Origin of the sequence: Glycomyces sp. NPDC046736 (genome assembly GCF_040645615.1) — a bacterium.
In the GTDB taxonomy this organism is placed as follows: Bacteria; Actinomycetota; Actinomycetes; order Mycobacteriales; family Micromonosporaceae; genus Glycomyces.
Window position 1 is genome coordinate 171,967 of sequence record NZ_JBEYYO010000001.1, and the last position, 23,289, is coordinate 195,255.

General features: G+C 71.1%; 17 protein-coding genes. 9 read left to right on the forward strand and 8 right to left on the reverse strand.

Features of this window, described 5'->3' with window-relative positions:
• Positions 1-34 precede the first annotated feature (34 nt).
• A complete protein-coding gene (gene hisS, locus AB0B28_RS00805) occupies positions 35-1,357 on the forward strand; it encodes a histidine--tRNA ligase (protein WP_360114232.1) in 1,323 nt (440 codons plus the stop codon).
• A gap of 715 nt (positions 1,358-2,072) precedes the next feature.
• On the opposite strand, the gene AB0B28_RS00810 is transcribed toward hisS, so the two are convergent.
• The 5 genes from AB0B28_RS00810 to AB0B28_RS00830 all read right to left on the reverse strand — a co-directional run bounded on the left by AB0B28_RS00810 (position 2,073) and on the right by AB0B28_RS00830 (position 7,436).
• On the reverse strand, positions 2,073-3,194 hold the full coding sequence (locus AB0B28_RS00810; RefSeq protein ID WP_360114235.1) for an FAD-dependent oxidoreductase: 1,122 nt from the start codon (positions 3,192-3,194) through the stop codon (positions 2,073-2,075).
• A gap of 77 nt (positions 3,195-3,271) precedes the next feature.
• Positions 3,272-4,471, reverse strand: a complete 1,200-nt coding sequence (locus AB0B28_RS00815) for an FAD-dependent oxidoreductase (RefSeq protein WP_360114238.1) — start codon at positions 4,469-4,471, stop codon at positions 3,272-3,274.
• Positions 4,472-4,564: 93 nt separating this feature from the next.
• The gene (locus AB0B28_RS00820) at positions 4,565-5,509 is read right to left on the reverse strand and encodes an RNA polymerase sigma-70 factor (protein WP_360114241.1); all 945 of its coding nucleotides are present in this window, start codon (positions 5,507-5,509) and stop codon (positions 4,565-4,567) included.
• Positions 5,510-5,541: 32 nt separating this feature from the next.
• Positions 5,542-6,339, reverse strand: coding sequence for a hypothetical protein (locus AB0B28_RS00825; protein WP_360114244.1), 798 nt, complete (start codon positions 6,337-6,339; stop codon positions 5,542-5,544).
• A gap of 140 nt (positions 6,340-6,479) precedes the next feature.
• Positions 6,480-7,436, reverse strand: a complete 957-nt coding sequence (locus AB0B28_RS00830; protein WP_360114247.1) for a hypothetical protein — start codon at positions 7,434-7,436, stop codon at positions 6,480-6,482.
• 347 nt (positions 7,437-7,783) lie between these two features.
• Here AB0B28_RS00830 and gltB point away from each other — a divergent pair, with 347 nt between their 5' ends.
• From gltB to AB0B28_RS00860, 6 genes are all read left to right on the forward strand, one after another.
• Entirely contained in the window at positions 7,784-12,295 is a 4,512-nt protein-coding gene (gltB, locus tag AB0B28_RS00835) for a glutamate synthase large subunit (protein ID WP_360114250.1), read from the forward strand.
• Positions 12,288-13,757: a glutamate synthase subunit beta gene (locus AB0B28_RS00840; protein WP_360114253.1), complete on the forward strand. Its 1,470-nt coding sequence runs from the start codon at positions 12,288-12,290 to the stop codon at positions 13,755-13,757. Before gltB ends, AB0B28_RS00840 begins: the two co-directional genes overlap by 8 nt.
• A 308-nt stretch (positions 13,758-14,065) precedes the next feature.
• Positions 14,066-15,475 (forward strand): pyruvate kinase, encoded by a 1,410-nt coding sequence (pyk, locus tag AB0B28_RS00845; RefSeq protein WP_360114256.1) that lies wholly within the window; start codon positions 14,066-14,068, stop codon positions 15,473-15,475.
• A 3-nt stretch (positions 15,476-15,478) separates the two neighbouring features.
• On the forward strand, positions 15,479-16,372 hold the full coding sequence (locus AB0B28_RS00850) for an acyl-CoA thioesterase II (RefSeq protein ID WP_360114259.1): 894 nt from the start codon (positions 15,479-15,481) through the stop codon (positions 16,370-16,372).
• Positions 16,373-16,563: 191 nt separating this feature from the next.
• On the forward strand, positions 16,564-18,714 hold the full coding sequence (locus tag AB0B28_RS00855) for an acyltransferase family protein (RefSeq protein WP_360114262.1): 2,151 nt from the start codon (positions 16,564-16,566) through the stop codon (positions 18,712-18,714).
• 92 nt (positions 18,715-18,806) lie between these two features.
• Entirely contained in the window at positions 18,807-19,985 is a 1,179-nt protein-coding gene (locus tag AB0B28_RS00860) for a sulfotransferase (RefSeq protein ID WP_360114265.1), read from the forward strand.
• Here the strand turns inward: AB0B28_RS00860 and AB0B28_RS00865 are convergent.
• On the reverse strand, positions 19,982-20,500 hold the full coding sequence (locus AB0B28_RS00865; RefSeq protein WP_360114268.1) for a GNAT family N-acetyltransferase: 519 nt from the start codon (positions 20,498-20,500) through the stop codon (positions 19,982-19,984). The two genes, AB0B28_RS00860 and AB0B28_RS00865, sit on opposite strands and share 4 nt — an antisense overlap.
• 172 nt (positions 20,501-20,672) lie before the next feature.
• Here AB0B28_RS00865 and AB0B28_RS00870 point away from each other — a divergent pair, with 172 nt between their 5' ends.
• Complete coding sequence (locus tag AB0B28_RS00870) at positions 20,673-20,906, forward strand: CsbD family protein (RefSeq protein WP_360114271.1); 234 nt, start codon at positions 20,673-20,675, stop codon at positions 20,904-20,906.
• Positions 20,907-20,967: 61 nt separating this feature from the next.
• Here AB0B28_RS00870 and AB0B28_RS00875 read toward each other — a convergent pair whose 3' ends face one another.
• Positions 20,968-21,594: a hypothetical protein gene (locus AB0B28_RS00875; protein ID WP_360114274.1), complete on the reverse strand. Its 627-nt coding sequence runs from the start codon at positions 21,592-21,594 to the stop codon at positions 20,968-20,970.
• Between the two features lie 194 nt (positions 21,595-21,788).
• On the opposite strand from AB0B28_RS00875, the gene AB0B28_RS00880 reads away from it, so the two are divergent.
• A complete protein-coding gene (locus tag AB0B28_RS00880) occupies positions 21,789-22,718 on the forward strand; it encodes a DMT family transporter (RefSeq protein WP_360114277.1) in 930 nt (309 codons plus the stop codon).
• Here AB0B28_RS00880 and AB0B28_RS00885 read toward each other — a convergent pair.
• Positions 22,715-23,266 carry a hypothetical protein gene (locus AB0B28_RS00885; protein ID WP_360114280.1) on the reverse strand — a complete coding sequence of 184 codons (552 nt, stop codon included), beginning with the start codon at positions 23,264-23,266 and terminating at the stop codon, positions 22,715-22,717. The two genes, AB0B28_RS00880 and AB0B28_RS00885, sit on opposite strands and share 4 nt — an antisense overlap.
• Between the last annotated feature and the right edge of the window lie 23 nt (positions 23,267-23,289).

Consider the following 23,289-nt stretch of genomic DNA (forward strand, 5'->3'; position numbering starts at 1 on the left):
CACCGAGATTTCCGCACACACCAAGGAGACACCCATGTCACGACCCCAGCCGCTCTCGGGCTTCCCCGAACTGCTGCCCCGCCAGCGGATCGTCGAGCAGCAGGTCGTGGACCATCTCCGCCGCGCGTTCGAGCTGCACGGCTTCGCCAACGTCCAGACCCGCGCCGTCGAGCCCATGGACCAGCTGCTGCGCAAGGGCGAGACCTCCAAGGAGGTTTACGTGCTGCGGCGGCTCCAGGCCGACGGCGACGGCGACGCCGGGCTGGGCCTGCACTTCGACCTCACCGTGCCGTTCGCGCGGTACGTGCTGGAGCACGCCGGGAAGCTCAACTTCCCGTTCCGCCGCTACCAGATCCAGCCGTGCTGGCGCGGCGAGCGCCCCCAGGAGGGCCGCTACCGCGAGTTCTGGCAGGCCGACATCGACATCGTCGACCAAGGCGAACTGCCCGCGCACTACGAGGTCGAGGTCGCGCTGGTCATCGCCGACGCCCTCCGCGACCTGCCGCTGCCGAAGGTCCGCATGCACGTCAACAACCGCAAGCTCTCCCAGGGCTTCTACCAGGGCCTCGGGATCGCCGACACCGAAGAGGCGCTGCGGATCATCGACAAGCTCGACAAGATCGGCCCCGACGCGGTCGCGAAGCTCCTCATCGAGGACGTGAACGCGACCCCCGAGCAGGCCGCGTCCTGCCTCAAGCTCGCCTCGATCAGCGCCGCCGACACCTCGTTCGTGGACGAGATCCGCGCGCTGGGCGTCTCGGACCCGCTGCTCGACGAGGGCCTGGACGAGCTCGCCGCCGTCGTGGAGGCCGCCGCCACCGCCGCGCCCGGCTTCGTCGTCGCGGACATGAAGATCGCCCGCGGCCTCGACTACTACACCGGCACGGTCTACGAGACGATCATGGAGGGCTTCGAGAGCCTCGGCTCGATCTGCTCGGGCGGCCGCTATGACAAGCTCGCCTCCGACGGCAAGAACACGTATCCCGGTGTGGGCCTGTCGATCGGCATCTCGCGCATCCTGGTGCCCCTGCTCCAGTCCGGGCGGCTCGACGCCACCCGCGAGGTCCCGACCTGCGTGCTGGTTGCGCTGGCGAACGACGAGGAGCGCCCGGCCGCGACCGCGCTCGCGCAGCGCCTGCGCTCGCGCGGCATCCCGGTCCAGGTCTCGCCTTCGGCGGCCAAGTTCGGCAAGCAGATCAAGTTCGCCGACAAGCGCGGCATTCCCTTCGTGCTTTTCACGAATGAGGAAGGCACGCAGATCAAGGACATCCGCTCCGGCGACCAGGTCACGATCGACGTCGACACCTGGCAGCCCCCGGCCGGCGACCTCCACCCGCGCATCGTCGCCCCCGAGTAGCAGCGAAGGGCCGCGCCCGAAACGGGCGCGGCCTTTTGCGGTTCGAGACGGTGTTCGCGGTCGCGGTCGCGGTCGCGAGCGAGGGCGAGGGCGCGGGACGAGCCGAAGTCGGTTCGCGCGGGGTGCGGCGACGAAGCGAACGGGCTGGCGGGAGTTCGCGAACACGGCCCAGGCGGCGACCCTGCCTCCTGGCGGGTCGTGCGCGAGATGCCGCGCCCGAAGCGGGCGCGGTCTTTTGCGGTTCGGGATGGTGGGCGCGGGCGCGGGGCGAGCCGCGTCGGAGTCCGTTCGCTCGCAAGGCCGACGACGAAGCGAGCGGGCCGACGGGCGCGGTTCGCGAACACGGCCCAGGCGGCGGCCCTGCCTCCTGGCGGGTCGTGCGCGAGGGGTCGCGCCCGCTTCGGGTGCGACCCCTCGCGGTTCGAGACGGTGTTCGTGAGCGCGAGCGCGGGTGCGGGTGCGGGGCGAGTCGCGTCAGAGTCCGCTCGTTCGCAAGGCCGACGACGAAGCGAGCGGGCCGACGGGCGCGGTTCGCGAACACGGCCTTGGCGAGGGCACCGCCCCAGGCACGTCATTCGCGAAGGGCCGCGCCCGAAACGAGCGCGGCCCTTCGCGGTTTCCTGGGTGGCGGTCGCGGGGTGAGTCTTGTCCGAGTCCGTTCGCTCGCCAGGCCGACGACGACGCGAACGGGCCTGATAGCGGTCGGGGGCGCCGCCTAAGCTGCGGTCCTTCCCTTGGGCAGGTCGTGGGCGAAGCTCCACATCGCTATGCGGCACAACGATTCCTTGTAGCGTGCGGCTGCTCGGCCTGTCAGGTATCCGCTCCGGGGGCGGTCGTCCGCGGTCACGAATTGCACCACCGCGTCCCGGCGGCCGAGGCTGATCGTCTGGTGGAAGTAGCGGACCTTCAGGCGAGGGGGCCGCCGCGCCGCCACGGCGGCGGCGATGTGCCCTGCCGCGAGCCAGCCTGTGGGCATTCCCGACGAGCACGACATCCGCAGCGCCTTGCCGCCCGGGCCCGCGGCGAGGGCGGCGTCGCCGATCGCGTAGACCTCCGGGTGCGAGACCGAGCGCATCGCTTCGTCGACCACGATCAGTCCCGCTTCGGTCCGCAGTCCCGACGCGGCCGCGATCGGGCCCGGTGCGAAGCCGGTCGCGCTGATCGCCACATCCGCGTCCAGGACCTTGCCTTCTTCGGTGACCGCGCCGTCCGCAGTGAACCGCTCGACCCGGACGCCTTCGTTCACGGTGACGCCCAGCCGCTCGCACCCGCGGCGCAGGTGCGCCCGCGCTCCCGGGACGAGCCAGTCCCCGAGCCCGCCCGAGGTCGCCAGCGCGACCGCCGCGTCCGGTCGGGCCTGGGCGATCTCGGTGGCGATCTCCAATCCGGTGAGCCCGCCGCCGACCACGAGTACCCGGCCGCCCGACTCGACGCGGGCGATCTTGTCGCGCAACCGCATCGCGCTCGGCGGCGAGGACGCGTTCCAGGCGTGCTCGAACGATCCGGGCATCGTCGCCCCCGCGCTGCCCAGGGCGTAGACGAGCGAGTCGTAGGCGAGCGTGTCGTCGTCGGCCAGGACGGTGCGCCGCTTGGGATCCACGGCTTCGACCCTGGCGCAGTGCAGCCGCACGCCCGAGCCGCGCAGCAGCTCGGCGAGGTCGTACCGGGGCAGGTCCTGTCCGGCCGCGACCTGATGCAGGCGGAGCCGCTCGACGAAGTCGGTGCGGTCGTTGACCAGCACGATCGCGGCGTCGGTCCCGCGCAGCAGGGTGCTGAGCCTGCGGGCGGCGGTGAGCCCGGCGTAGCCGGCCCCGAGCACGAGAATGCGGTGTCCCATCGGCATGTCCTCTTCGATCGTGGCTTCAGTCGGGCAGTGAGAGGCCGACCGGCCTCGGACCGGTCGGCCTTCCCGCGCTACCCGGCGACCGCGGGGATCTCGGCTCGTGCGGACGCGTTCGCGGTGCGGATGCGCTTGCGGCGCACCGGCATGCCCATGGTCGGGTTGGCCACGCCCCAGGCCGCGCCCTTGCAGACGAGCTCCTTGTACCCGGCGGCGAAGCGGCCCCTCAAGGTCGCGTTCACCGCCTTGTCCTCGGCCGTCACGTACTGGATCAGGCCTTCCTTGCGGCCCAGCGAGATGCACTGGTTGAAGTAGCGGGCGTGGTTGCGTGGGAGCTTGCCGCCGGTGAGGCGGGCCGCGATCGTGTCGGCGGCCATCCACGCGACCGGGGTGCCCGAGGCGCACGACATGCGCAGCACCTTGCCGGTGTTGCCCCTCGCGTAGGCCGCGTCGCCGACGGCGTACACGTCCGGGTGCGAGACCGAGGCCATCGTCTCGTCCACGACGATCTGGCCCGATTCGGTGACCTCGAGGCCGCTGGAGTTCGCGATCGGGTGGACCTGGAATCCGGTGGTCCACACGGTGACCTGGGAGGTGATCCGCTCGCCTTCGGCCGAGACCACTTCGTCCGCACCGACTTCGGCCACGTCGGTGTGCTCGTGCACCTCGATGTCCAGTCCCTTGAGGACTTTCCAGAGGTGCTGGCGGCCCTTCGCCGAGACCCAGTCGCCCAGGCCGCCACGGGCCACGAGCTTGACGCGCAGGTCCGGCCTGGCCTCGGCGAACTCGGTGACGGCTTCGAGTCCGGTCAGGCCGCCGCCGACCACGGTGACGGTGCTCCCGGCGTCGAGGCGGGCCAGGCGCTCGCGCAGGCGCATGGCCCCGGCGCGGCTGGCGATCTCGTAGGCGTGTTCGGCCACGCCGGGCACGCCGTGGTCGGCGGTGCGGCTGCCGAGCGCGTACACGAGCGTGTCGTATTCGAGCTCGGCCGCGCCGTCGGCGTCGATCACGGCCACGGTCTTGGCGGTCGGGTCCACGCTCGTGACCTTCGCGAGCCTGATGTCGACCCCTTGGCCCGCGAACATCTCGGCGAGCGGGCGCGCCTTGAGGTCCTGCCCGGCCGCGACCTGGTGCATGCGCACGCGTTCGACGAAGTCGGGTTCGGCGTTGACGAGGGTGATCGCCACGTCGTCTCGGTGCAGGCGCCTGGCGAGCCGTCCGGCCGCGATGGCCCCGGTGTATCCGGCGCCGAGAACGATGATGCGGTGCTGCATGTTCCTGCTCCTGTCTGGGATGGGTTCGCCACCTGAACCGGACGGCGGCCCGATTCCTGACAGGTTTTCTCTGTGAATCAGCTCACATGGTCTTCACCAGGCGGTGAGCAGCGGCTTCCCGTGGTCCTCGGCGTTCCAGTAGGCGTCGGCGCGGCCAAGTTTGTCAGGGTTCGCGGCGCTGAGCACCGCGGAGATCCCGTCCTCGGTGACCTCCAGGACCAAGACGCCGATGACCCGGCCGTCCACCACGGCCAGCACCGCGGGGGCGCCGTTGGCGACTCCGGCGTACAGGTCCACGGAGCCGCCGACCATGGCCCGCTTCTGCTCCGAGGGCTTGACGAGGCCGCGCACGAACTTCGCCACCGCCATCGCGCCCGCGAACGGGCTGGTGCGGGCCGGGACCTTGCCGCCGCCGTCGCCGATCGCGACCACGTCGTCGGTGAGCAGGGCCAGCAGCGGCTCGGTCTTGCCGGTCGCGGCGGCCTCCAGGAACTCCTCCACGATGCGGCGCGCGGCCGCCTCGTCGATCGCCTTGCGGGCCCGGCCGTCGGCCAGATGCTGCTTGGCCCGATGGTAGATCTGCTGGCTGGAGGCCTCGGTGAGGTCGAGGATCTGCGCGATCTCGCGGTGCGGGTAGGCGAAGGCCTCCCGCAGGACGTACACGCCGCGTTCGACCGGGGTCAGGCGCTCCATGAGCGTCAGGACCGCGATCGACACCGACTCGCGCTGCTCGAACGTGTCGGCGGGCCCGAGCATCGGGTCCCCGGCCAGCACCGGCTCGGGAAGCCACTGCCCCACATACGTCTCGCGCCTCGCCCGGGCCGAGGTGAGCTGGTTGAGGCACAGGTTGGTGAGCACCTTGGTCAGCCACGCCTCGGGCACGTCGAGCCGTTCGCGGTCGGTGCTCTGCCAGCGCAGGAAGGTCTCCTGCACCGCGTCCTCGGCCTCGCTCGCCGAACCGAGCAGGCGGTAGGCGATGGCCTCCAGGCGGGGCCTGGAGGCCTCGAACAGGTCGACGTCGGTCGCGGTGAGCCCCATGGGCCGATCGTAACCGGCCGTGCCAGTCTCGGCTAAACCTCGCGCACGCAGTAGATCGCGGTGATCGAGTCGATGTCGGGGTCCCAGTCCCGCCCGGCCGCGATCGCGGTGTCGGTGTAGTAGTACTGGCTCCACTCGTAGCCCGCGCACGCGTCGTTGGCGGCCACGGCGTGGTTCGGGTCGTTCGGGTCCGGGTCTGCCGGGGCCTGCACGATGTGGACGACGTACCAGTAGGCGGTCGCGGCCGAGCAGTCGACGACGTAGAACCCGGTGGTCACGTTCTCGATGCACTCGCCTTCGGCGGGAACGCGGTACGTGGCCTCCGTGCCGGTGGTCTCCTCTTCGGAGGGCGTGGGCTCGGTGGTCTCCTCGGCCGGTTCGGTCGTCTCCTCGGCGGCGCTGGTGGTCTTCTCGGCGGACGGCTCGCCGTCGCCGCCGAGGTTCATCGCGAGGATGATCCCGCCCGCGGCCACGGCGATGACCACCACGACCAGCGTCAGGATCAGCGGCAGGTTGTTGCCGCTGCGCGGCGGCGGGGGCGCGGCCTGGCCGGGCTGGAACGCGCCGCCGGGGAGACCGGGCGGGGCCGGCTGGTAGCCGGGCGGCGGTTGCTGGCCGGGGTAGGCCGGGGGCGGCGCGGGGGAGTACGGGGTCCCCGGCGGGGCGCTGCCGGGCTGCACGTTGAGCGGCGGGTTGCCGTATCCGGGTCCGGGGCCGTACGGGTCGGGGCGCGAGTACGGGTCGGCGTCGGTCGTGTAGTGCTGCGGCGTCTGGCCGTGGCCCGGGGGCTGCGCTCCGGGGTCGTAGGGGTTCGGGGGAGGGTAGGTCATGGGGCTCTCCGTCGCGTGGCCGGGCAGGGGCGTGAACATGCGCGTGCGCCCCATTCTATGGCCTCGCTGCGAACACCCGTCCCTCCAGGAACGCCGAAGGCCGCCCCCGCGGTGCGGGAGCGGCCTTCGGGCTCGTCAGGTCAGGCGTTGTCGCTGGTGCACATGCCGGCGTAGATGAGGCCGTCACCGCCGTAGAGCGCCTGCGCGTAGTAGCCGGAGTTCTGGCATCCGCCGACGGCGGTGGTGTAGTCGAACGCGGATTCCTCGATCGGCGGGTCGTAGATCTCGACGTCGTCGACGACGTAGAGCGCGGCCGGGAGCGAGCAGTCGATGGTCCAGTAGCCGGTGGACCAGTTGTCGGTGCAGTCACCGGTGTTGGGGAAGACCGGGCGCTTGCCGTCGGCGTCCTCCTTGTCGATGGCCTCGACGCAGTAGAGGTAGTCGACGGGGCCGCCGGCGCCTTCGTACGTCTCGGTGTACACGTACTGGTAGCTCAGCCACAGCTGGCCGGGGGTGGAGGCGTTGTACTCCTCGCCGCAGATCGAGATCGGCACGGCCGGGTCGCTGACCTCGCCCATGATGTCGATCTCGAAGCCGGGGTCGGAGGCGACGTCCTTGATGGTCCAGAACGCGGCCGGGTCCTCGCAGGGGACGATCAGGTCGGATCCGACGGCGGTCGCGTCGGACATGCAGTCGCCGACCGAGGCGGCCTCGGCCGCCTCGACCTGGTCGTCGGTGAGCGTCGTGTCGCTGCCCGAGTCGTTGTCGTCCGAGCCGCTGAGGACCGAGCGGAAGATCGCGATGCCGACGGCGACCACGACCACGACGGCGATGCCGCCGATCTTCTTGCCCCAGCCGCCGCCGCTGTTGCCCGAGGGCGGGATCGGGGGCGGGGCGCCGTAAGGGTTGCCGGGAGGAGGGGGGAAGCCCGGCTGCTGAGGGGCCCCGTAGCCGGGTTGCTGCGGCGGCTGCTGGCCGTAACCGGGCTGCTGCGGCTGCGACGGTTGCGGGGCGTATCCGCCCGGCTGCTGCGGCGGCGGGTAGCCCGGCTGCTGCGGCTGCTGCTGTCCGTAGCCAGGGGGCGGGGGATAGGTCATTGGTGTATCGCTCCTTGCGAACGTACTCTGGAGGGGGTGTACGAGCACGGGGATGGGCGCCGTGCGATTGATCGGTTCACTCTAACCACCCGCCGCCACTGCCGCGCGCGGCCCGCCCTCCCATTACCGGGTCATTTCGACCCCGTTGCGGGGCCTGTGAACTGCCCGAGAGAAAAACCTCGCCACCTGCTCGGATCGTAGGACGATGGTGTCCGCCAGATGAGCGATGCATTACACTCGCCTGACACTTTGCATTCTCTCGGGCCGACGTCGTCCCGGACGAAACACCGCTGTGCTCCCGGCTCCCCACGCCTGCCGCGAGCGCTCGACGACGAAGGAGGCCACGGTTGCGTTCTGCCCTGAACACCGAACCCGGTCTTTACCGCCCCGCATGGGAACACGACGCCTGCGGCGTCGCCTTCGTTGCGGACATGCAAGGCCGTGCCGCCCACAGCGTGATCGAGCAGGGGCTTTCCGCGCTCGTTCGCATGGAGCACCGCGGTGCCACCGCCCCCGACCCCGACTCGGGCGACGGCGCGGGCATCATGCTCCAGATCCCGGACGCCTTCTACCGCGACGCCGTCGACTTCACCCTGCCCGCGGCCGGCCATTACGCCGCCGGGCTGGTGTTCACCCCCGAGAGCGACGACGAGACCGCCCGCGTGCGGGCCATCGTCGGCAAGTACGCCGTCGCCGAGGGCTGCCGCGTGCTCGGCTGGCGCGACGTGCCCACCGACCCCTCCGGCCTGGGCGCGGCCGCCCTGGCTTCCAAGCCCCGCGTCTCGCAGGTCTTCCTCGCCTCCGAGGACGGCCTCGCCGCGGGCATCGACCTGGAGCGCCTCGCGTTCGCCGTCCGCAAGCAGGCCGAACGCGAACTTCGCGAACGGCAGCTCGGCAACGCCGCCATCGTGGGCCTGTCGCCCCGCACGATCGTGTACAAGGGCATGCTCACCCCCGCGCAGGTCCCGCAGTTCTACCCCGAGCTCGCCGACGAGCGCCTGACCAGCGCCATCGCCCTGGTCCACTCGCGGTTCTCGACCAACACGTTCCCGTCCTGGCCGCTGGCGCACCCGTTCCGGATGGTCGCCCACAACGGCGAGATCAACACCATCCGCGGCAACCGCAACTGGATGACCGCCCGCCAGGCCGAACTCGCGACCGAGCACCTGCCAGGCCGCCTGCGGCGCCTGTTCCCGATCAACACCCCCGGCGGCTCCGACTCGCTCAACTTCGACGAGGTCGTCGAGCTGCTGCACCTGGGCGGGCGCAGCCTGCCGCACGCGATGCTCATGATGATGCCCGAGGCCTGGGAGCACAACGCGGGCCTGGACCCCAAGCGCCGCGACTTCTACCGCTACCACGCCTCGATCATGGAGCCCTGGGACGGCCCGGCCGCCGTCTGCTTCACCGACGGCGTCCAGATCGGCGCGGTCCTCGACCGCAACGGCCTGCGCCCCGCCCGCTGGTGGCGCACCACCGACGACCTGGTCGTGCTCGCCTCCGAGACCGGCGTGGTCGACATCGAGCCGTCCAAGGTCGCCCAGAAGGGCCGCCTGGAGCCGGGCCGCATGTTCCTGGTCGACACCGAAGCCGGCCGCATCCTCGACGACGAAGAGGTCAAGGACACCCTCGCCAAGGAGCACCCCTACGGGGACTGGCTCCACGCCGGGCTCATCCGCCTCGAAGAGCTCCCCGAGCGCGAGATCGCCGCGCCCGACCCCGACTCGGTGCGCCGCCGCCAGCTCACCTTCGGCTACACCGACGAAGAGCTGCGGCTCATCCTCGCGCCGATGGCCACCAACGGCGGCGAGCCGCTCGTGTCCATGGGCTCCGACACGCCCATCGCCGGGCTCTCGAAGCGCCCCAAGCTCCTCTTCGACTACTTCACGCAACTGTTCGCGCAGGTCACCAACCCGCCGTTGGACGCCATCCGCGAGCAGCTCGTCACCGCGCTCGGCGCGACCGTCGGCCCCGAGGGCAACCTCCTCGAACCCGGCCCGCACTCGTGCCGCCAGATCGAACTGGCCCGCCCGGTCCTGTCCAACGAAGAGCTCGCCAAGATCCTCCACATCGACGAGGACGGCGACATGCCCGGCTTCAAGGCCGTGCGCGTCTCCGGGGTCTACAAGGCCCGCCACGGCTCCCGCGGCATGAAGGACCGCCTGGTCGAGATCTGCCGCCACGTCTCCGAGGCCATCGAGGACGGCGTGCGCATCCTGGTGCTCTCCGACCGCGACTCCACCGCCGACCTCGCGCCGATCCCCTCGCTCCTGCTCACCGCCGCCGTGCACCAGCACCTCGTGCGCGAGCAGACCCGCACCAAGGTCGCGCTCCTGGTCGAGACCGGCGACTGCCGCTCGGTGCACCACGCCGCGGTGCTCCTGGGCTACGGCGCCGCCGCCATCAACCCCTACCTGGCCTTCGACTCCATCGAAGAGCTCTGCGCCCAAGACGTCATCGCCCTCGAGAGCGCCCAGGCCGTCGAGAACTACATCAACGCCCTGTGCAACGGCGTCCTCAAGGTCATGTCGAAGATCGGCATCTCCACCGTGGCCTCCTACACCGGCGCGCAGATCTTCGAGGCCGTGGGCCTGGACGCCGACTTCGTCGACCGCTACTTCACCGGCACCGACTCCTCCATCGGCGGCATCGGCCTCCAGACCCTCGCCAAAGAGGTCTCCGAACGCCACCGCGCCGCCTACGAGCGGCGCATCGAGACCTCCGAACCCCTGCCGCCCGGCGGCGACTACCAGTGGCGCCGCGAAGGCGAAGTCCACCTGTTCAACCCCGAGACGGTGTTCCTGCTCCAGCACGCCACCCGCTCGGGCCAGTACGACGTCTTCAAGCGCTACACCCAGAAGGTCGACGCGCTCGCCGCCGACTCCGGGCTCCTGCGGGGCATGCTCGGCTTCGACGACTCCCGCCAGCCGATCCCGCTCGACGAGGTCGAACCGGCCGAAGCGATCTTCCCGCGCTTCCACACCGGCGCGATGTCCTACGGCGCGCTCTCCATCGAGTCCCACGAGACCCTCGCCATCGCCATGAACCGCCTCGGCGGACGCTCCAACTCCGGCGAAGGCGGCGAGGACCGCGACCGCCTCTACGACCCCGAGCGCCGCTCGGCGATCAAGCAGGTCGCCTCCGGCCGCTTCGGCGTCACCTCCGAATACCTCGCCACCGCCGACGCCATCCAGATCAAGATGGCCCAGGGCGCCAAGCCCGGCGAAGGCGGCCAGCTCCAGGGCAACAAGGTCCACCCGTGGATCGCCAAGACCCGCAACTCGACTCCCGGCGTGGGCCTGATCAGCCCGCCCCCGCACCACGACATCTACTCCATCGAGGACCTCGCCCAGCTCATCCACGACCTCAAGCACGCCGGAGGCGGCGACGCCGAGGTCCACGTCAAGCTCGTCAGCGAAGTCGGCGTCGGCACCGTCGCCGCCGGCGTGTCCAAGGCCAAGGCCGACACGATCCTCATCTCCGGCTACGACGGCGGCACCGGCGCCAGCCCGGCCAACTCCATCAAGCACGCGGGCACCCCGTGGGAGATCGGCCTCGCCGAAGCCCAGCAGACCCTCATCCGCAACGGACTGCGGGACCGCGTCCGCCTCGAAGTCGACGGCGCCATGAAGACCGGCCGCGACGTCGTGGTCGCCGCGCTCCTCGGCGCCGAAGGCTACGGCTTCGCCACCGCCCCGCTCGTCGTCGCCGGCTGCGTCATGATGCGCGTGTGCCACCTCGACACCTGCCCGGTCGGCGTCGCCACCCAGGACCCGCTCCTGCGCGAGCGCTACACCGGCTCCCCCGAGTTCGTGGAGAACTTCTTCCGCTACATCGCCGAAGAGGTCCGCGAACTCCTCGCCGAGCTCGGCTACCGCTCCCTCGACGAGGCCATCGGCGACGTCGAGCGCCTCCGCCAGATCCCCGGCCCCGGCCGCAAGGCCGCCCGCGTGGACCTGACCAACGTCATCGCCGCCCCCGTCGAGGGCCCGCGCACGCAGGCCACCGTCCAGGACCACGGCGTCGAGGACACCCTCGGCGCGACCCTCGCCCGCCTCGCCGCACCCGCGATCGAGCACGGCGAGAAGGTCAGCGCCGAACTGGAGATCCGCAACACCGACCGCTCCGTCGGCGCGCTGCTCAGCGCCGCCGTCAGCCGGTCCCACCCCGACGGCCTCGCCGACGACTCGATCGACGTCACCTTCCGCGGCAACGCCGGGCAGTCCTTCGGCGCGTTCCTCACCCGCGGCGCGAACTTCAAGCTCGTGGGCGACGCCAACGACTACGTCGCCAAGGGCCTCTCGGGCGGGCGCATCGCGCTCATGCCCGACGCCGGAGCCCCGTTCAAGGCCGAAGAGAACGTCATCGCCGGGAACACCATCCTCTACGGCGCGACCTCGGGCGAACTCTACGTCCGCGGCAAGGTCGGCGAGCGCTTCGCCGTCCGCAACTCCGGCGCCGTCGCCGTCGTCGAAGGCGTGGGCGACCACGGCTGCGAGTACATGACCCGCGGCACCGTCCTCGTCCTCGGACCCACCGGACGCAACTTCGCCGCGGGCATGTCCGGCGGCGTCGCCTACGTGTGGCGCCTGGACGAGTCCCGCACCAACACCGCGCTGGCGGACCTGGACCCGCTGTCGGCCTCCGACATCGACCTGGTCCACTCGCTGCTGCTGCGCCACGGCCGGGCCACCGGCTCGGCGGTCGCCGCGGACCTGCTCGCCGAATGGCCCAAGGCCGCGAGCGGTTTCACCAAGGTCATCCCGCGCGAGTACAAGGCCGTCCTCGCCAAGCAAGCCCAGGACCAGGTCGCCACCCGCACGCTGGTCCTGACCGAGAAGGAGGCCGCGAATGCCTAACCCCAGCGGATTCCTCGAGCACGGCCGCGAAGTCCCCAAGAAGCGCCCGATCCCGCTGCGCGTCCTCGACAACCGCGAGGTCTACACGCGCACCTCGGGCGAGCTGGTGACCGCGCAGGCCTCGCGCTGCATGGACTGCGGCATCCCGTTCTGCCACAACGGCTGTCCGCTCGGGAACCGGATCCCGGAGTGGAACGACCTGGCCCGCACCGGCCGGTGGGGTGCGGCGATCGAGCAGCTGCACGCGACCAACAACTTCCCGGAGTTCACCGGGCGGCTGTGCCCGGCCCCGTGCGAGGCCGCGTGCGTCCTCGGCATCGGCGACGACCCGGTCACGATCAAGAACATCGAGGTCGAGATCATCGACCGGGCCTTCGACGACGCGAACGTGGCCCCGCGCCCGGCCGAGCGCGCCACGGGCAAGTCCGTGGCGGTCGTCGGCTCGGGCCCGGCGGGCCTGGCCGCGGCCCAGCAGCTGGCCCGCGCGGGCCACGCCGTCACCGTCTACGAGCGCGACGACGCCCCCGGCGGCCTGCTGCGCTACGGCATCCCCGACTTCAAACTCGAGAAGCACCACATCGACCGCCGCATCGAGCAGATGCGCGCCGAAGGTGTGGAGTTCGCCTGCAACGTCAACGTGGGCTTCGACGTCACCGCCGACGAGCTGCGTGAACGCCACGACGCGGTCGTGCTGGCCGTGGGCGCGCTCGAAGGCCGCGAGACCGGCCAGAGCGGCCGCGAGCTCGCCGGGATCCACCAGGCCATGGAGCACCTCGTGGGCGCCAACCAGGTCGTGGCGGGCAAGGCCCCGTTCGCGCCGATCGACGCCAAGGGCAAGCACGTGGTCATCATCGGCGGCGGCGACACCGGCGCGGACTGCTTGGGCGTGGCCCACCGCCAAGGCGCGGCCTCGGTGCGCCAGCTCGACCTGTACCCGACCCCGCCCGAGACCCGCGACGCCGGGCGCGACCCGTGGCCGACCTGGCCGGTGATCGTGCGCAACTACCCGGCGCACGAGGAGGGCGGCGAGCGCGACTACGCGAGCGCCGCGGCCGAGTTCATCGGCGACGAGCACGGGCACGTGCGCCAGATGCGCTTCTCCGAGGTCACCGTCGACAAGTCCCAGGGGCGGCGCGACATCGTCCCGGTGCCCGGCACCGAGCGGATCGTCCCGGCTGACCTGGTGCTCCTGGCGATCGGCTTCGCCGGGACCGAGGACCAGCCCCTGCTGCGCCAGTTCGGGATCGAGCGCTCCGCGCGCAACGTGATCGACTGCGGCGAGGACTTCCAGACCGATGCCGCGGGCGTGTTCGTGGCCGGGGACGCCCACCGCGGGGCCTCGCTCATCGTGTGGGCGATCGCCGAGGGCCGCGCCGCGGCCGCCGCGGCGCACCGTTTCCTCGGCGGCCAGACGGCGCTGCCCTCGCCCGTAGTGGCGTCCGCGCAGCCGCTCGCCGGTTAGGGCGTGTGTGGGAACCCCCGACGGCCGTTATCCGTCCCATTCGCCCGCTCGCTTCGTTGTCGGGCCCCTGCATACAACACCGGTATGCAGGGGCCCTTCCGCCTCCCGACCGAACGAATGGACTCGGATACCGACACGCCGCGAGTTCCCACACACGCCCTAATCGCAATAGCGGAATCGAGTCCGGTGAACATTGCACCGGACTCAATTCCGCGTACGTTCATTTCGCCATTCCGCGGCGGTGAATTCCAGCTCTCAACTGCGGTGACCCCGTGAGTGCGAGTGAGCGTCCGATATAAGCTCGCAGGGTGACTCGTAGAGCGAAGATTGTTTGCACCATCGGACCGGCGACCGCCACGCCGGAGCGCATGGCCGGCCTTATCGACGCCGGCATGAACGTTGCCCGCATGAATTTCAGCCATGGCGCCCAAGCCGACCACGAGGCCGTCTATCAGATGGTCCGAGAGGCGGCCGAAGCCGCCGGGAAGCCCGTGGCGATCCTCGCCGACATGCAGGGCCCCAAGATCCGGCTGGGAACGTTCGTCAACGGCTCGGAGCAGTGGGACGCGGGCGACCGCATCAAGATCACCTCCGATGACGTCGAGGGCACCCACGACCGCGTGTCCTGCACCTACAAGAAGCTGCCCGCCGAGGTCAGCAAGGGCGACCGCCTCCTGGTCGACGACGGCAAGCTGGCGCTCGAAGTGCTCGGCGCCGACGACACCGACGTCGAGTGCCTCGTGGTCGAGGGCGGCCCGGTCTCGAACAACAAGGGCCTGTCGCTGCCGAACGTGAACATCTCCGTTCCGGCGCTGTCGGAGAAGGACGTCTCCGACATGAAGTTCGCGCTGAACCTGGGCGTGGACCTGATCGCGATGTCGTTCGTGCGCACCCCCGACGACGTCCGCCTGGGCCACAAGGTGATGGACGAGGTCGGCGTGAGGCGCCCGATCATCGCCAAGGTCGAGAAGCCCGAGGCCGTCGCGCGCCTCGAAGAGGTCGTGCGCGCCTTCGACGGCGTCATGGTCGCCCGCGGCGACCTGGGCGTGGAGATGCCCCTCGACGAGGTGCCGATCGTCCAGAAGGAGATCGTGCGCCTGTGCCGCGAGAACGCCAAGCCGGTGATCGTGGCGACCCAGATGCTCGACTCGATGATCGAGAACGCCCGCCCGACCCGCGCCGAGGTCTCCGACGTGGCCAACGCCGTGCTCGACGGCACCGACGCCGTGATGCTCTCCGGTGAGACCTCGGTCGGCAAGTACCCGATCGGGACCGTGCGCACGATGGCCAAGATCGTGGCCACCACCGAAGAGGGCCCGATCCCGCTCGCGGAGCTCACCCACGACCCGCGCACCAAGTCCGGCGCGGTCACCCACGCCGCGGCCGAGATCGCCGACGCGATCGGCGCGAAGGCCCTCGTGGCGTTCACCCAGACCGGCGACACCGTCAAGCGTCTGGCCCGCCTCAAGCCGGACCAGCCGATCGTGGGCCTCACCCCGATCGAGAGCGTCCGCAACCAGATGGCGCTGTCGTGGGGCACCGACTCCTACCTCGTCGAGCACGTCGACCACACCGACGACATGTTCAAGCTCGTCGACAAGACCATGCAGGACCACCACCTGGCCGCCCCCGGCGACCTCGTGGTCATCGTGGCCGGGACCCCGGCGGGCACGCCCGGCTCGACGAACACCGTCCGGGTCCACCGGATCGGCTCCTAACCGATGGCGGAAGTCCTCGTAGGCCAGGACGCCGTGGACTCGCTCCTGGGCGTCCTGGACCTGGAGCGGATCGACACGGGCCTGTTCCGCGGGCCGCGTGCCGAGGTCGGCCTCCAGCGGGTCTTCGGCGGCCAGGTCGCCGGGCAGGCCCTCGTGGCGGCCGGCCGCACCGTGGCCGCCGACCGCAGGGTCCACTCCCTGCACGGCTACTTCGTGCGCCCCGGCGACTCGAAGAAGCCGATCCTGTACCAGGTGGAGGACATCCGCGACGGCCGCTCGTTCTCGGTGCGGCGCGTCGTGGCCCTCCAGGGCGGGCAGACGATCTTCTTCATGTCGGCCTCGTTCCACACCGGCGAGCCGGGCCTGGAGCACGCCGACGCGGCCCCGGCCGACCTGCCCGACCCCGAGTCGATCCCGCCGCTGAGCAAGCAGCTGGAGGCGCACCCGGACCGGCTGGGCATGTGGGCGCGGGTGCCGCGCCCGATCGACGTGCGCTACATCGGCGGCTCGGGCTTCTCGGCCTCGGGCGAGCGCCCGGCGCTGGAGCACCAGCGGGTGTGGATGAAGGCCGACGGGAAGCTCCCCGACGACCCGCTCATCCACGTGTGCGTCCTGACCTACGCCTCGGACCTGACGCTGCTGGACTCGGTGCTCAGCCGCCACGGCGCGGTCTGGGGCAACGGCGGGTACCTCGGCACGAGCCTGGACCACGCGCTGTGGTTCCACCGGCCGTTCCGCTTCGACGACTGGATCCTCTACGACTCGCTCTCGCCTACCGCCGCCGACGGCCGAGGCCTGGCGCAGGGCCGGTTCTTCGACGAGTCCGGTCAGCACATCGCCTCGGCCACCCAGGAGGGCCTGATCCGGCCCACCCCGGAGGCCCCGGGCATCCCGTGATGCGGGACACCCGTCACGGGCGGTGAGGAACCGATCGAGACCGATTTCACCGGTTTCAAGGGGGTCGGTACCGGAAACACATGAATGCTATGGTCGGCGTTCGCCCGGTACCGTCCCCATCTTTTTCGGTAAGGCCAGTCCTGCCCGACTGGCGAGTCCCTGCCCGGTGAACCATTGCGGAGACCCACTTCATGCGTCTGACCAACGCGACGGCGGCGACGACGAGCGCCGCTCCCAACGCAGAGCGACCGGCCGCCGAGCGCCCCGGCCACTGGCGGCCCGACATCGAGGGCCTGCGGGCCCTGGCCGTGGGCGCGGTGATCGCGGCCCACATCGGCTTCTTCTACTCAGAGGGCGGCTTCGTCGGCGTCGACGTCTTCTTCGTCATCTCCGGCTTCCTCATCACCTCGCTGCTGCTGCGCGAGATCGACCGCACCGGCACCGTCTCGATCACGGGGTTCTACGCGCGGCGCGCGGTGCGCCTGCTCCCGGCCGCAGTCGTGGTCCTCGCTGCCACGCTGGCCGCCGCGTGGATCTGGCTGCCGCGCACGCGGCTGCCCGACATCGCGACCGACGCGGCCGCCGCGGCGCTGAACGTGGTGAACATCCGCCTCGCCCGCGACGGCACCGACTACCTCAACGCCGACGTCGCGCCCTCACCGCTCCAGCACTTCTGGTCGCTCGCGGTCGAGGAGCAGTTCTACCTGCTCTGGCCGCTGCTCTTGCTCGGGATCGCGCTGCTGGCCCGCCGCATCTGGGGCGGTAGGTTCGCCTCCGCGGAGCACCTGCGCCGCCGCCGCACCATGACCGTGGCGCTCGTGCTGGCCGCCGTGGCGGCAGTGTCGTTCTACTGGAGCGCGACTCGCTCGGGATCGGACCCGGTCTGGTCCTACTTCGGCATCCACACGCGCGCTTGGGAGCTCGCGGCCGGTGCGGGCGTGGCCGTGGCCGCCGCGCGCCTGCGGCGCCTCCCGGCCTGGGCCGCCGCGCCGCTCTCGTGGATCGGCCTGGGTCTCATCGCGGCCTCGGTCGTGGTCATCGGCGAGCACACCACGTTCCCCGGCACCGCCGCGGTCCTTCCGGTGGCGGGCACCGCGCTCGTCATCGCCGCGGGCTGCGCCCCGCACCGCTTCGGGGCCACCGCGCTCCTGCGGATCGCCCCGGCCCAGTACCTCGGGAAGATCTCCTACGGGCTCTACCTGTGGCACTGGCCGCTGGTCATGATCGGCCCGGCGATGCTCGGCGTCGACGAGCCGCGCCTGCGCCACTACCTGCTGCTCATGGCCGCCGCGTTCGTGCTCTCGGTGGCCACGTTCCACCTCGTGGAGCAGCCGATCCGGACCCGCAAGCCCCTCGTCCAGGTCCCTTCTCGGGCCCTGGCGATGGGCGGCGGGCTCATCACGGCCGCCCTGTCGCTGTCGATCCTCGCCTCGCTCCAGCCGATGCCGACCGTGTCCAACGAGGAGGCCGCCGAGGTCACCGGCGACGACATCACCGTGTGGGACCTCATCGGCGAGTCCTCCGACGTCGACATCGTGCCCTCGAACCTGACCCCGTCGCTGGAGGAGGCCCGGGACGACACGCCCTCGATCGCGGGCGACGGCGAGTGCCAGACCGACCGCGACTCGGTCGAGGTCAAGTCCGAGTGCTGGTTCGGCGACCCCGACGGCGAGAAGACCATCGTGCTGTTCGGCGACTCCCATGCCGCGCAATGGTTCCCGGCCCTCAACCAGGTTGCCGAGGCCTCGGGCTGGCGTCTGCTGGTCATGGTCAAGGCGAACTGCTCGGTCCCCGACATCACCGAGTACGACAAGAAGCTGGGGCGCGAGTACACCGAATGTCCCGAGTGGAAGGACGGCGTGTTCGACCTGCTGGAGGAGGTCCAGCCCGACGCGGTCCTGGCGACCGCGTTCGACCGCAAGGAGATCGTCGCCGACGATCCCGAGAAGGCCTGGGTCGACGGCTGGGTCGACAGCGTCGAGGCCCTCCAGGAGGTCTCGGACGAGGTCTACTACATGGCCGACTCCGTCGAACTCGAAGAGGACCCGCCGAGCTGCCTGGCCGAGAACCCCGACAACGCCAGCGTGTGCGTCGGCGACCTCGAGGAGTCCATCGTGGACCCCGATCGGCGTGAGGCCACCGTCGAGGCGGTCGACGACGCCGGTGCGACCGTGCTGGACCCGATCCCGTGGATGTGCGACCTCGACGAGGGCACGTGCCCGGTCGTGGTCGGCAACCTGATGGTCTACCGCGACACGAACCACCTCTCGGCCCGGTTCGTGTCCGAGCTCGCCCCGCAGCTCGCGGCCGCGCTGGCGCTCGAACCGGCCACCGTGCGGTAACGCAAAGCAAGCCGTCCCCCGGGGTGGGCCCGCACTCGCACGCGACTGTAGGCTCACCCCGATCCGTAAGCGGCGCAAAAGGAGCAAGCCCAATGGAACGCGTCGCCCCGTGGCTCCGAGCGGTCAACACCGTCCTCACCCCGGCGATCGCCGGCCGGCGCAAGAAAGTGGACCGGCTCCTGGAGAGGGCCGTGCGCGAGGCCGAGCACCGCACCGGCTCCACCGCCAACGGCGACGAGGCCTTCGTGGAGGACATGCGGGTCCTGCTCAGCGGCTACGCCGACATCGAGGGACTCACGCCCACCGGCTGGATCGCCGCCGTGCAAGAGGTCACCGACCGCCTGGAGAACCGCCTCCGGGTGCGCAAGCTCCACGTGCTCATGCCCGAGCTCGCCGACGAGCGCGTCGACCGGCCCATCGTGGTCACCGGCGCGCCCCGCACCGGCACCGCCATGCTCCAGCGGCTCCTGGCCGTCCCCGAAGCCCACCGCGGCCCGCTGCTCACCGAGCTCATGCACCCCGACCTCGAAGGCGCCGACCACCGCCGCCGCACCGAACGGGCCGTCGAGGCCCTGCGCAAGGCCGTGCCCACGTTCGCCTCGGTCTACGACATGCACCCCGACAAGCCCGACTCGTGCGTGTTCGTGCTCCCGCACGGCATCGGGCACCTCGTGCGCGCCCAGCTCCCCGGCTACGTCCAGTGGATGCTCGAACGCGACTTCACCCCCGACTACCGCTATCTCAAGCAGACCCTGCAAGTCCTCCAGCACGGCCGCCCGCGGCGCCGCTGGGTCCTGCGGGCCCCGGCCCACCTGTGGAACCTCGCCTCTCTCACCAAGGTCTTCCCCGACGCGCAGATCGTGTGGACCCACCGCGACCCGGCCACGGCCCTCGCCTCGCTGTGCTCGATGAGCGAGACCGCGAACGCGGTGAACTCCAGCGAGGTCGACCCGCACGCCATCGGCCGCATGTGGCTCGGGCTCCTGGCCACCGGCATCGACCGCGCCCGGGCCGCCCGCGAGCGCCTGCCCGCCTACGCGGTGACCGACGTGCGCTACAGGGACCTCACCGACCAGGTCCACGAACGGCTCCCCGAGATCTTCGAGGACCTCGGCGCGCCCTGGGGCGAGGCCGAGCAGACCGCCCTGAACACGTCCCTCGTGGAGCACCGCGGCGCGCGCGACCACGACCTGACCCGCTACGGCCTCACCGAGACCGAAGTGGACCAAGTCCTCGGCGACTACAAGCGCGCCTTCCGCAACCACCTCTAACCCAGGTCGAGCTCGAACCCCCACAGCGGCACCTCGGGTACCGGCTCCCAGTCCAGCTCGGGCGCGCGTTGGAAGCCGAAGCGCCCGTAGATCCGGTGCGCGCCGCGCATCTCCCGTTGCGAGCACAGCACCATCCGCTTGACTCCCTGGGCCCGCGAGCGCTCGACGCACTCCGCGACCAGCGCCATGCCGACCCCTCGCCCCTGCGCGTCCGGGGCCACCGCGAGCATCCGGATCTCGGACTCGCCGGGCCCGGCCAGCTCGGCCATCGCGCTGCCCGCGAACGCGAGCGTGACCCCGCCCAGCACCGCCGTGCCCGGCCCGGCCTCGACGGCGACCAGCACGTGCGCGGACGCGGCGCGGTGCGCCACGTCGCGGAGCCTCGGCGCGTACGGGTCGTCGAGGCCGCCCAGCAGCATCCCGCCGCGGTGGTAGGCCTCGACGGTGAGATCGCCGAGCGCGGCGTGCTCGGCGGGCAGGATCGTCCGGATCAGAAACGGGGAAGATGCGTTCACTCCGGCATTCTGCCTCGGGGGTCCGACATGGCGCCACCGCGTTCGCGCGCACCTTAGTGGATCGCCTCCGCTTGCGCACGGTCTTCACGTTCTCGGAGCGAGGCCGCCTGCGAAGTGTGAAGGTGTCCGAGGCGGGTATCCCCGCAGTGATCATTCGAAGGGAAGAGATCAGATGGGCGCTTTCGACAAAGCGAAGGACAAGGCCGAGCAGCTCAAGGGCCAGGCCAAGGAGAAGTTCGGCGACGCCACCGACAACGAGAGCCTCGCGAACGAGGGCCGCGCCGACCAGGCCAAGGGCAGCGCGAAGGAGAAGTGGCACGACGTGAAGGAATCCGCGAGCGACAAGCTCAGCGACGCGAAGGACCAGCTCACCGGCAAGGGCCGTGACGAGGGCAACCGACGCTGACCGCGCCAGGCGCACCAAGCTCCGGGCCGGACCGCTTAAGCGGTCCGGCCCGCTCGCGTCGTCACTCCTCGACCGGGTTGAGCATCGCCGAGAACGCCACCGTGTCCTCCGGGTAGCGCTCGGCAGCGAACGCCTCCAGCTCCGGGGTCACCAGCACCGTGTCCACGATCGCCACGCCGTGCTGCTCGTCGGCCCAGCCGCTGAACACGATCGCCGGGAACTCGGCCGCCATCTCGTCGGCCATCGCCTGCAATTCCGTGACGCTCAAGTCCTCGGCCGGGTCGCCGAGCTCGGGCTCGCTGTACTGCCACTCGGGGTGCTCGGACATGTCGATCTCGGCGGTCGGCACCGGCTCCTCGGTGAGCACCAGCGACTTCCCGTCGAACGTGCCGGTCACGACGTACATGCCCCAGCGGACCCCCGAGGCCTCCTCGTGATCGACCGCGTCCCAGTCCCAGCCGCTCACCGGCAGGCCCCCGCACTGCGGCGGATACGACTCCGCCACCGCGCCGCACAGCTCGGCGGCGTCCCGCTCCTGGTCCTGGAGCACGGTGACCGCGCCCTGGTAGACCACGTCCTCGCCCGTGTCGGCAGCGTCGCCCACATCGGGCCCGCCGCCCGCGTCGCCGGCCCCGCAGCCCGCCAGCGCCAACAGCGCCGCGACCGGAACCAGCCGAATCCATGTCATGTGTCCCATCATGTCCCTTCGACGCCCCCGATCCACGACGGGTTCCCAGTCGATCAACGGATAACCGATATCGCACCCCGGTGCTAGTTTTGCCCACGGCGCCAACCGCGCCCTCCGGTCGGCTCCCGACCGCCGATCACCGACGGCGCCAACGCCCACCCGCCGCGCCGAACCTCCCCGAGGAGCAGTTGCCCATGAGCGACCGTTTCAACACCCGCGCCGCGCTGGCCGTGGGGGTGACCGTCCTGTGCTGGGCCTCCGCGTTCGTGTCGATCCGCGACGTCGGCAGGCACCTGGACCCGGGCCCGCTCACCCTCGGCCGCGCCGCGGTCGCCGCCGTCGTGCTGCTCGCGGTCTGGGCCGTGCGCCGCGAAGGCCTGCCCGACCGCCGCGCCTGGCCCGGCATCGTCACCTCAGGGATCCTGTGGTTCGGCGTCTACATGGTGGCCCTCAACTGGGGCGAGCAGCTCGTCGACGCCGGGACCGCGGCGCTCATCGTCAACATCGGCCCGATCCTCATCGCGCTCCTGGGCGGCTGGCTCCTCAAGGAGGGCTTCCCGCCCCGCCTGTTCCTCGGCATCGCCGTCTCGTTCGCGGGCGTGGCCGTCGTCAGCCTGTCGATGTCCCAGCACGGCGCGTCCTCGGTCGTGGGCGTTCTGCTGTGCCTGGTCTCGGCCATCACCTACGCCATCAGCGTGGTGGTGCAGAAGCCCACGCTCAAGCACTGCTCCTCGCTCCAGTTCACCGCGTTCGGGAACGCCATCGCGGCCGTGCTCTGCCTCCCGTTCGCGCCGCTCCTGCTGCGCCAGTTGGAGGAAGCGCCGACCTCGGCGACGCTCCACGTGCTCTACCTCGGCCTCGTCCCGACCGCGCTCGCGTTCCTCACCTGGGGTTACGCCCTCCGGTACACCACCGCGGGCAAGCTCGGCGCCACCACCTACGTGGTGCCCGCGATCGTGGTGGGCATGTCCTGGCTGTTCCTCAGCGAGGTCCCGACCTGGCTGACCATCGCCGGGGGCGCGATCGCGCTCATCGGGGTGGCGATCTCCCGCTCCCGGGGCCGCGCCAAGACCCTGCCGCCGGTCGAGGCCACCGACGTGGCCGCACCGGCTACGAAGCGCTAGAAGGATTCCGCGTAGCGGCCGAGGCGCGTCTTCCACGCCGCCTTGGCCGCCGCGGCCTCCTCGGCCGATCCCAGCTTCTCCACCTGGACCTGCACGGCCGTCTTCGCCTCGCCCTTGGCGCTGAGGAACGCGTTGACCCGGGTCCCGTCCGAGGCGTCGAACCGCACCGACTTCGGCGGCGAGGCGCTGCGCTGCGACAGTTCCACGTCGCCGAGCCAACCGGCCTGCGCTTCGGCGTCGGCCAACCGCTCGAACGCCCTCCCGATCGGCACGTCCACGGTCTTGGACGCGCTGGCGCTGTACGTCCCGTCCGAGCGCTGCCCGGGCTCGCGCAGCCCCCGCTCCTGCTCGTACCCGACAGTGATGGACTGGGCCCACCAGCCGTCGATGTCGAAGTCCCGCATCAATAGTCGCGCGATCGCGGCGTGGTCGAGCTCGGCGGCCCCGCGCTCGTCGAGCAGTTCGAGCCAGGTCTTCCAGTCCGCTCCGGTGCCCTCGATCAGGGCCTGGTCGGACATGGTCTGGCGGCGCGGCGCGGTCTCACCCATGGATCGAGCTTAAGCGAGCGTGC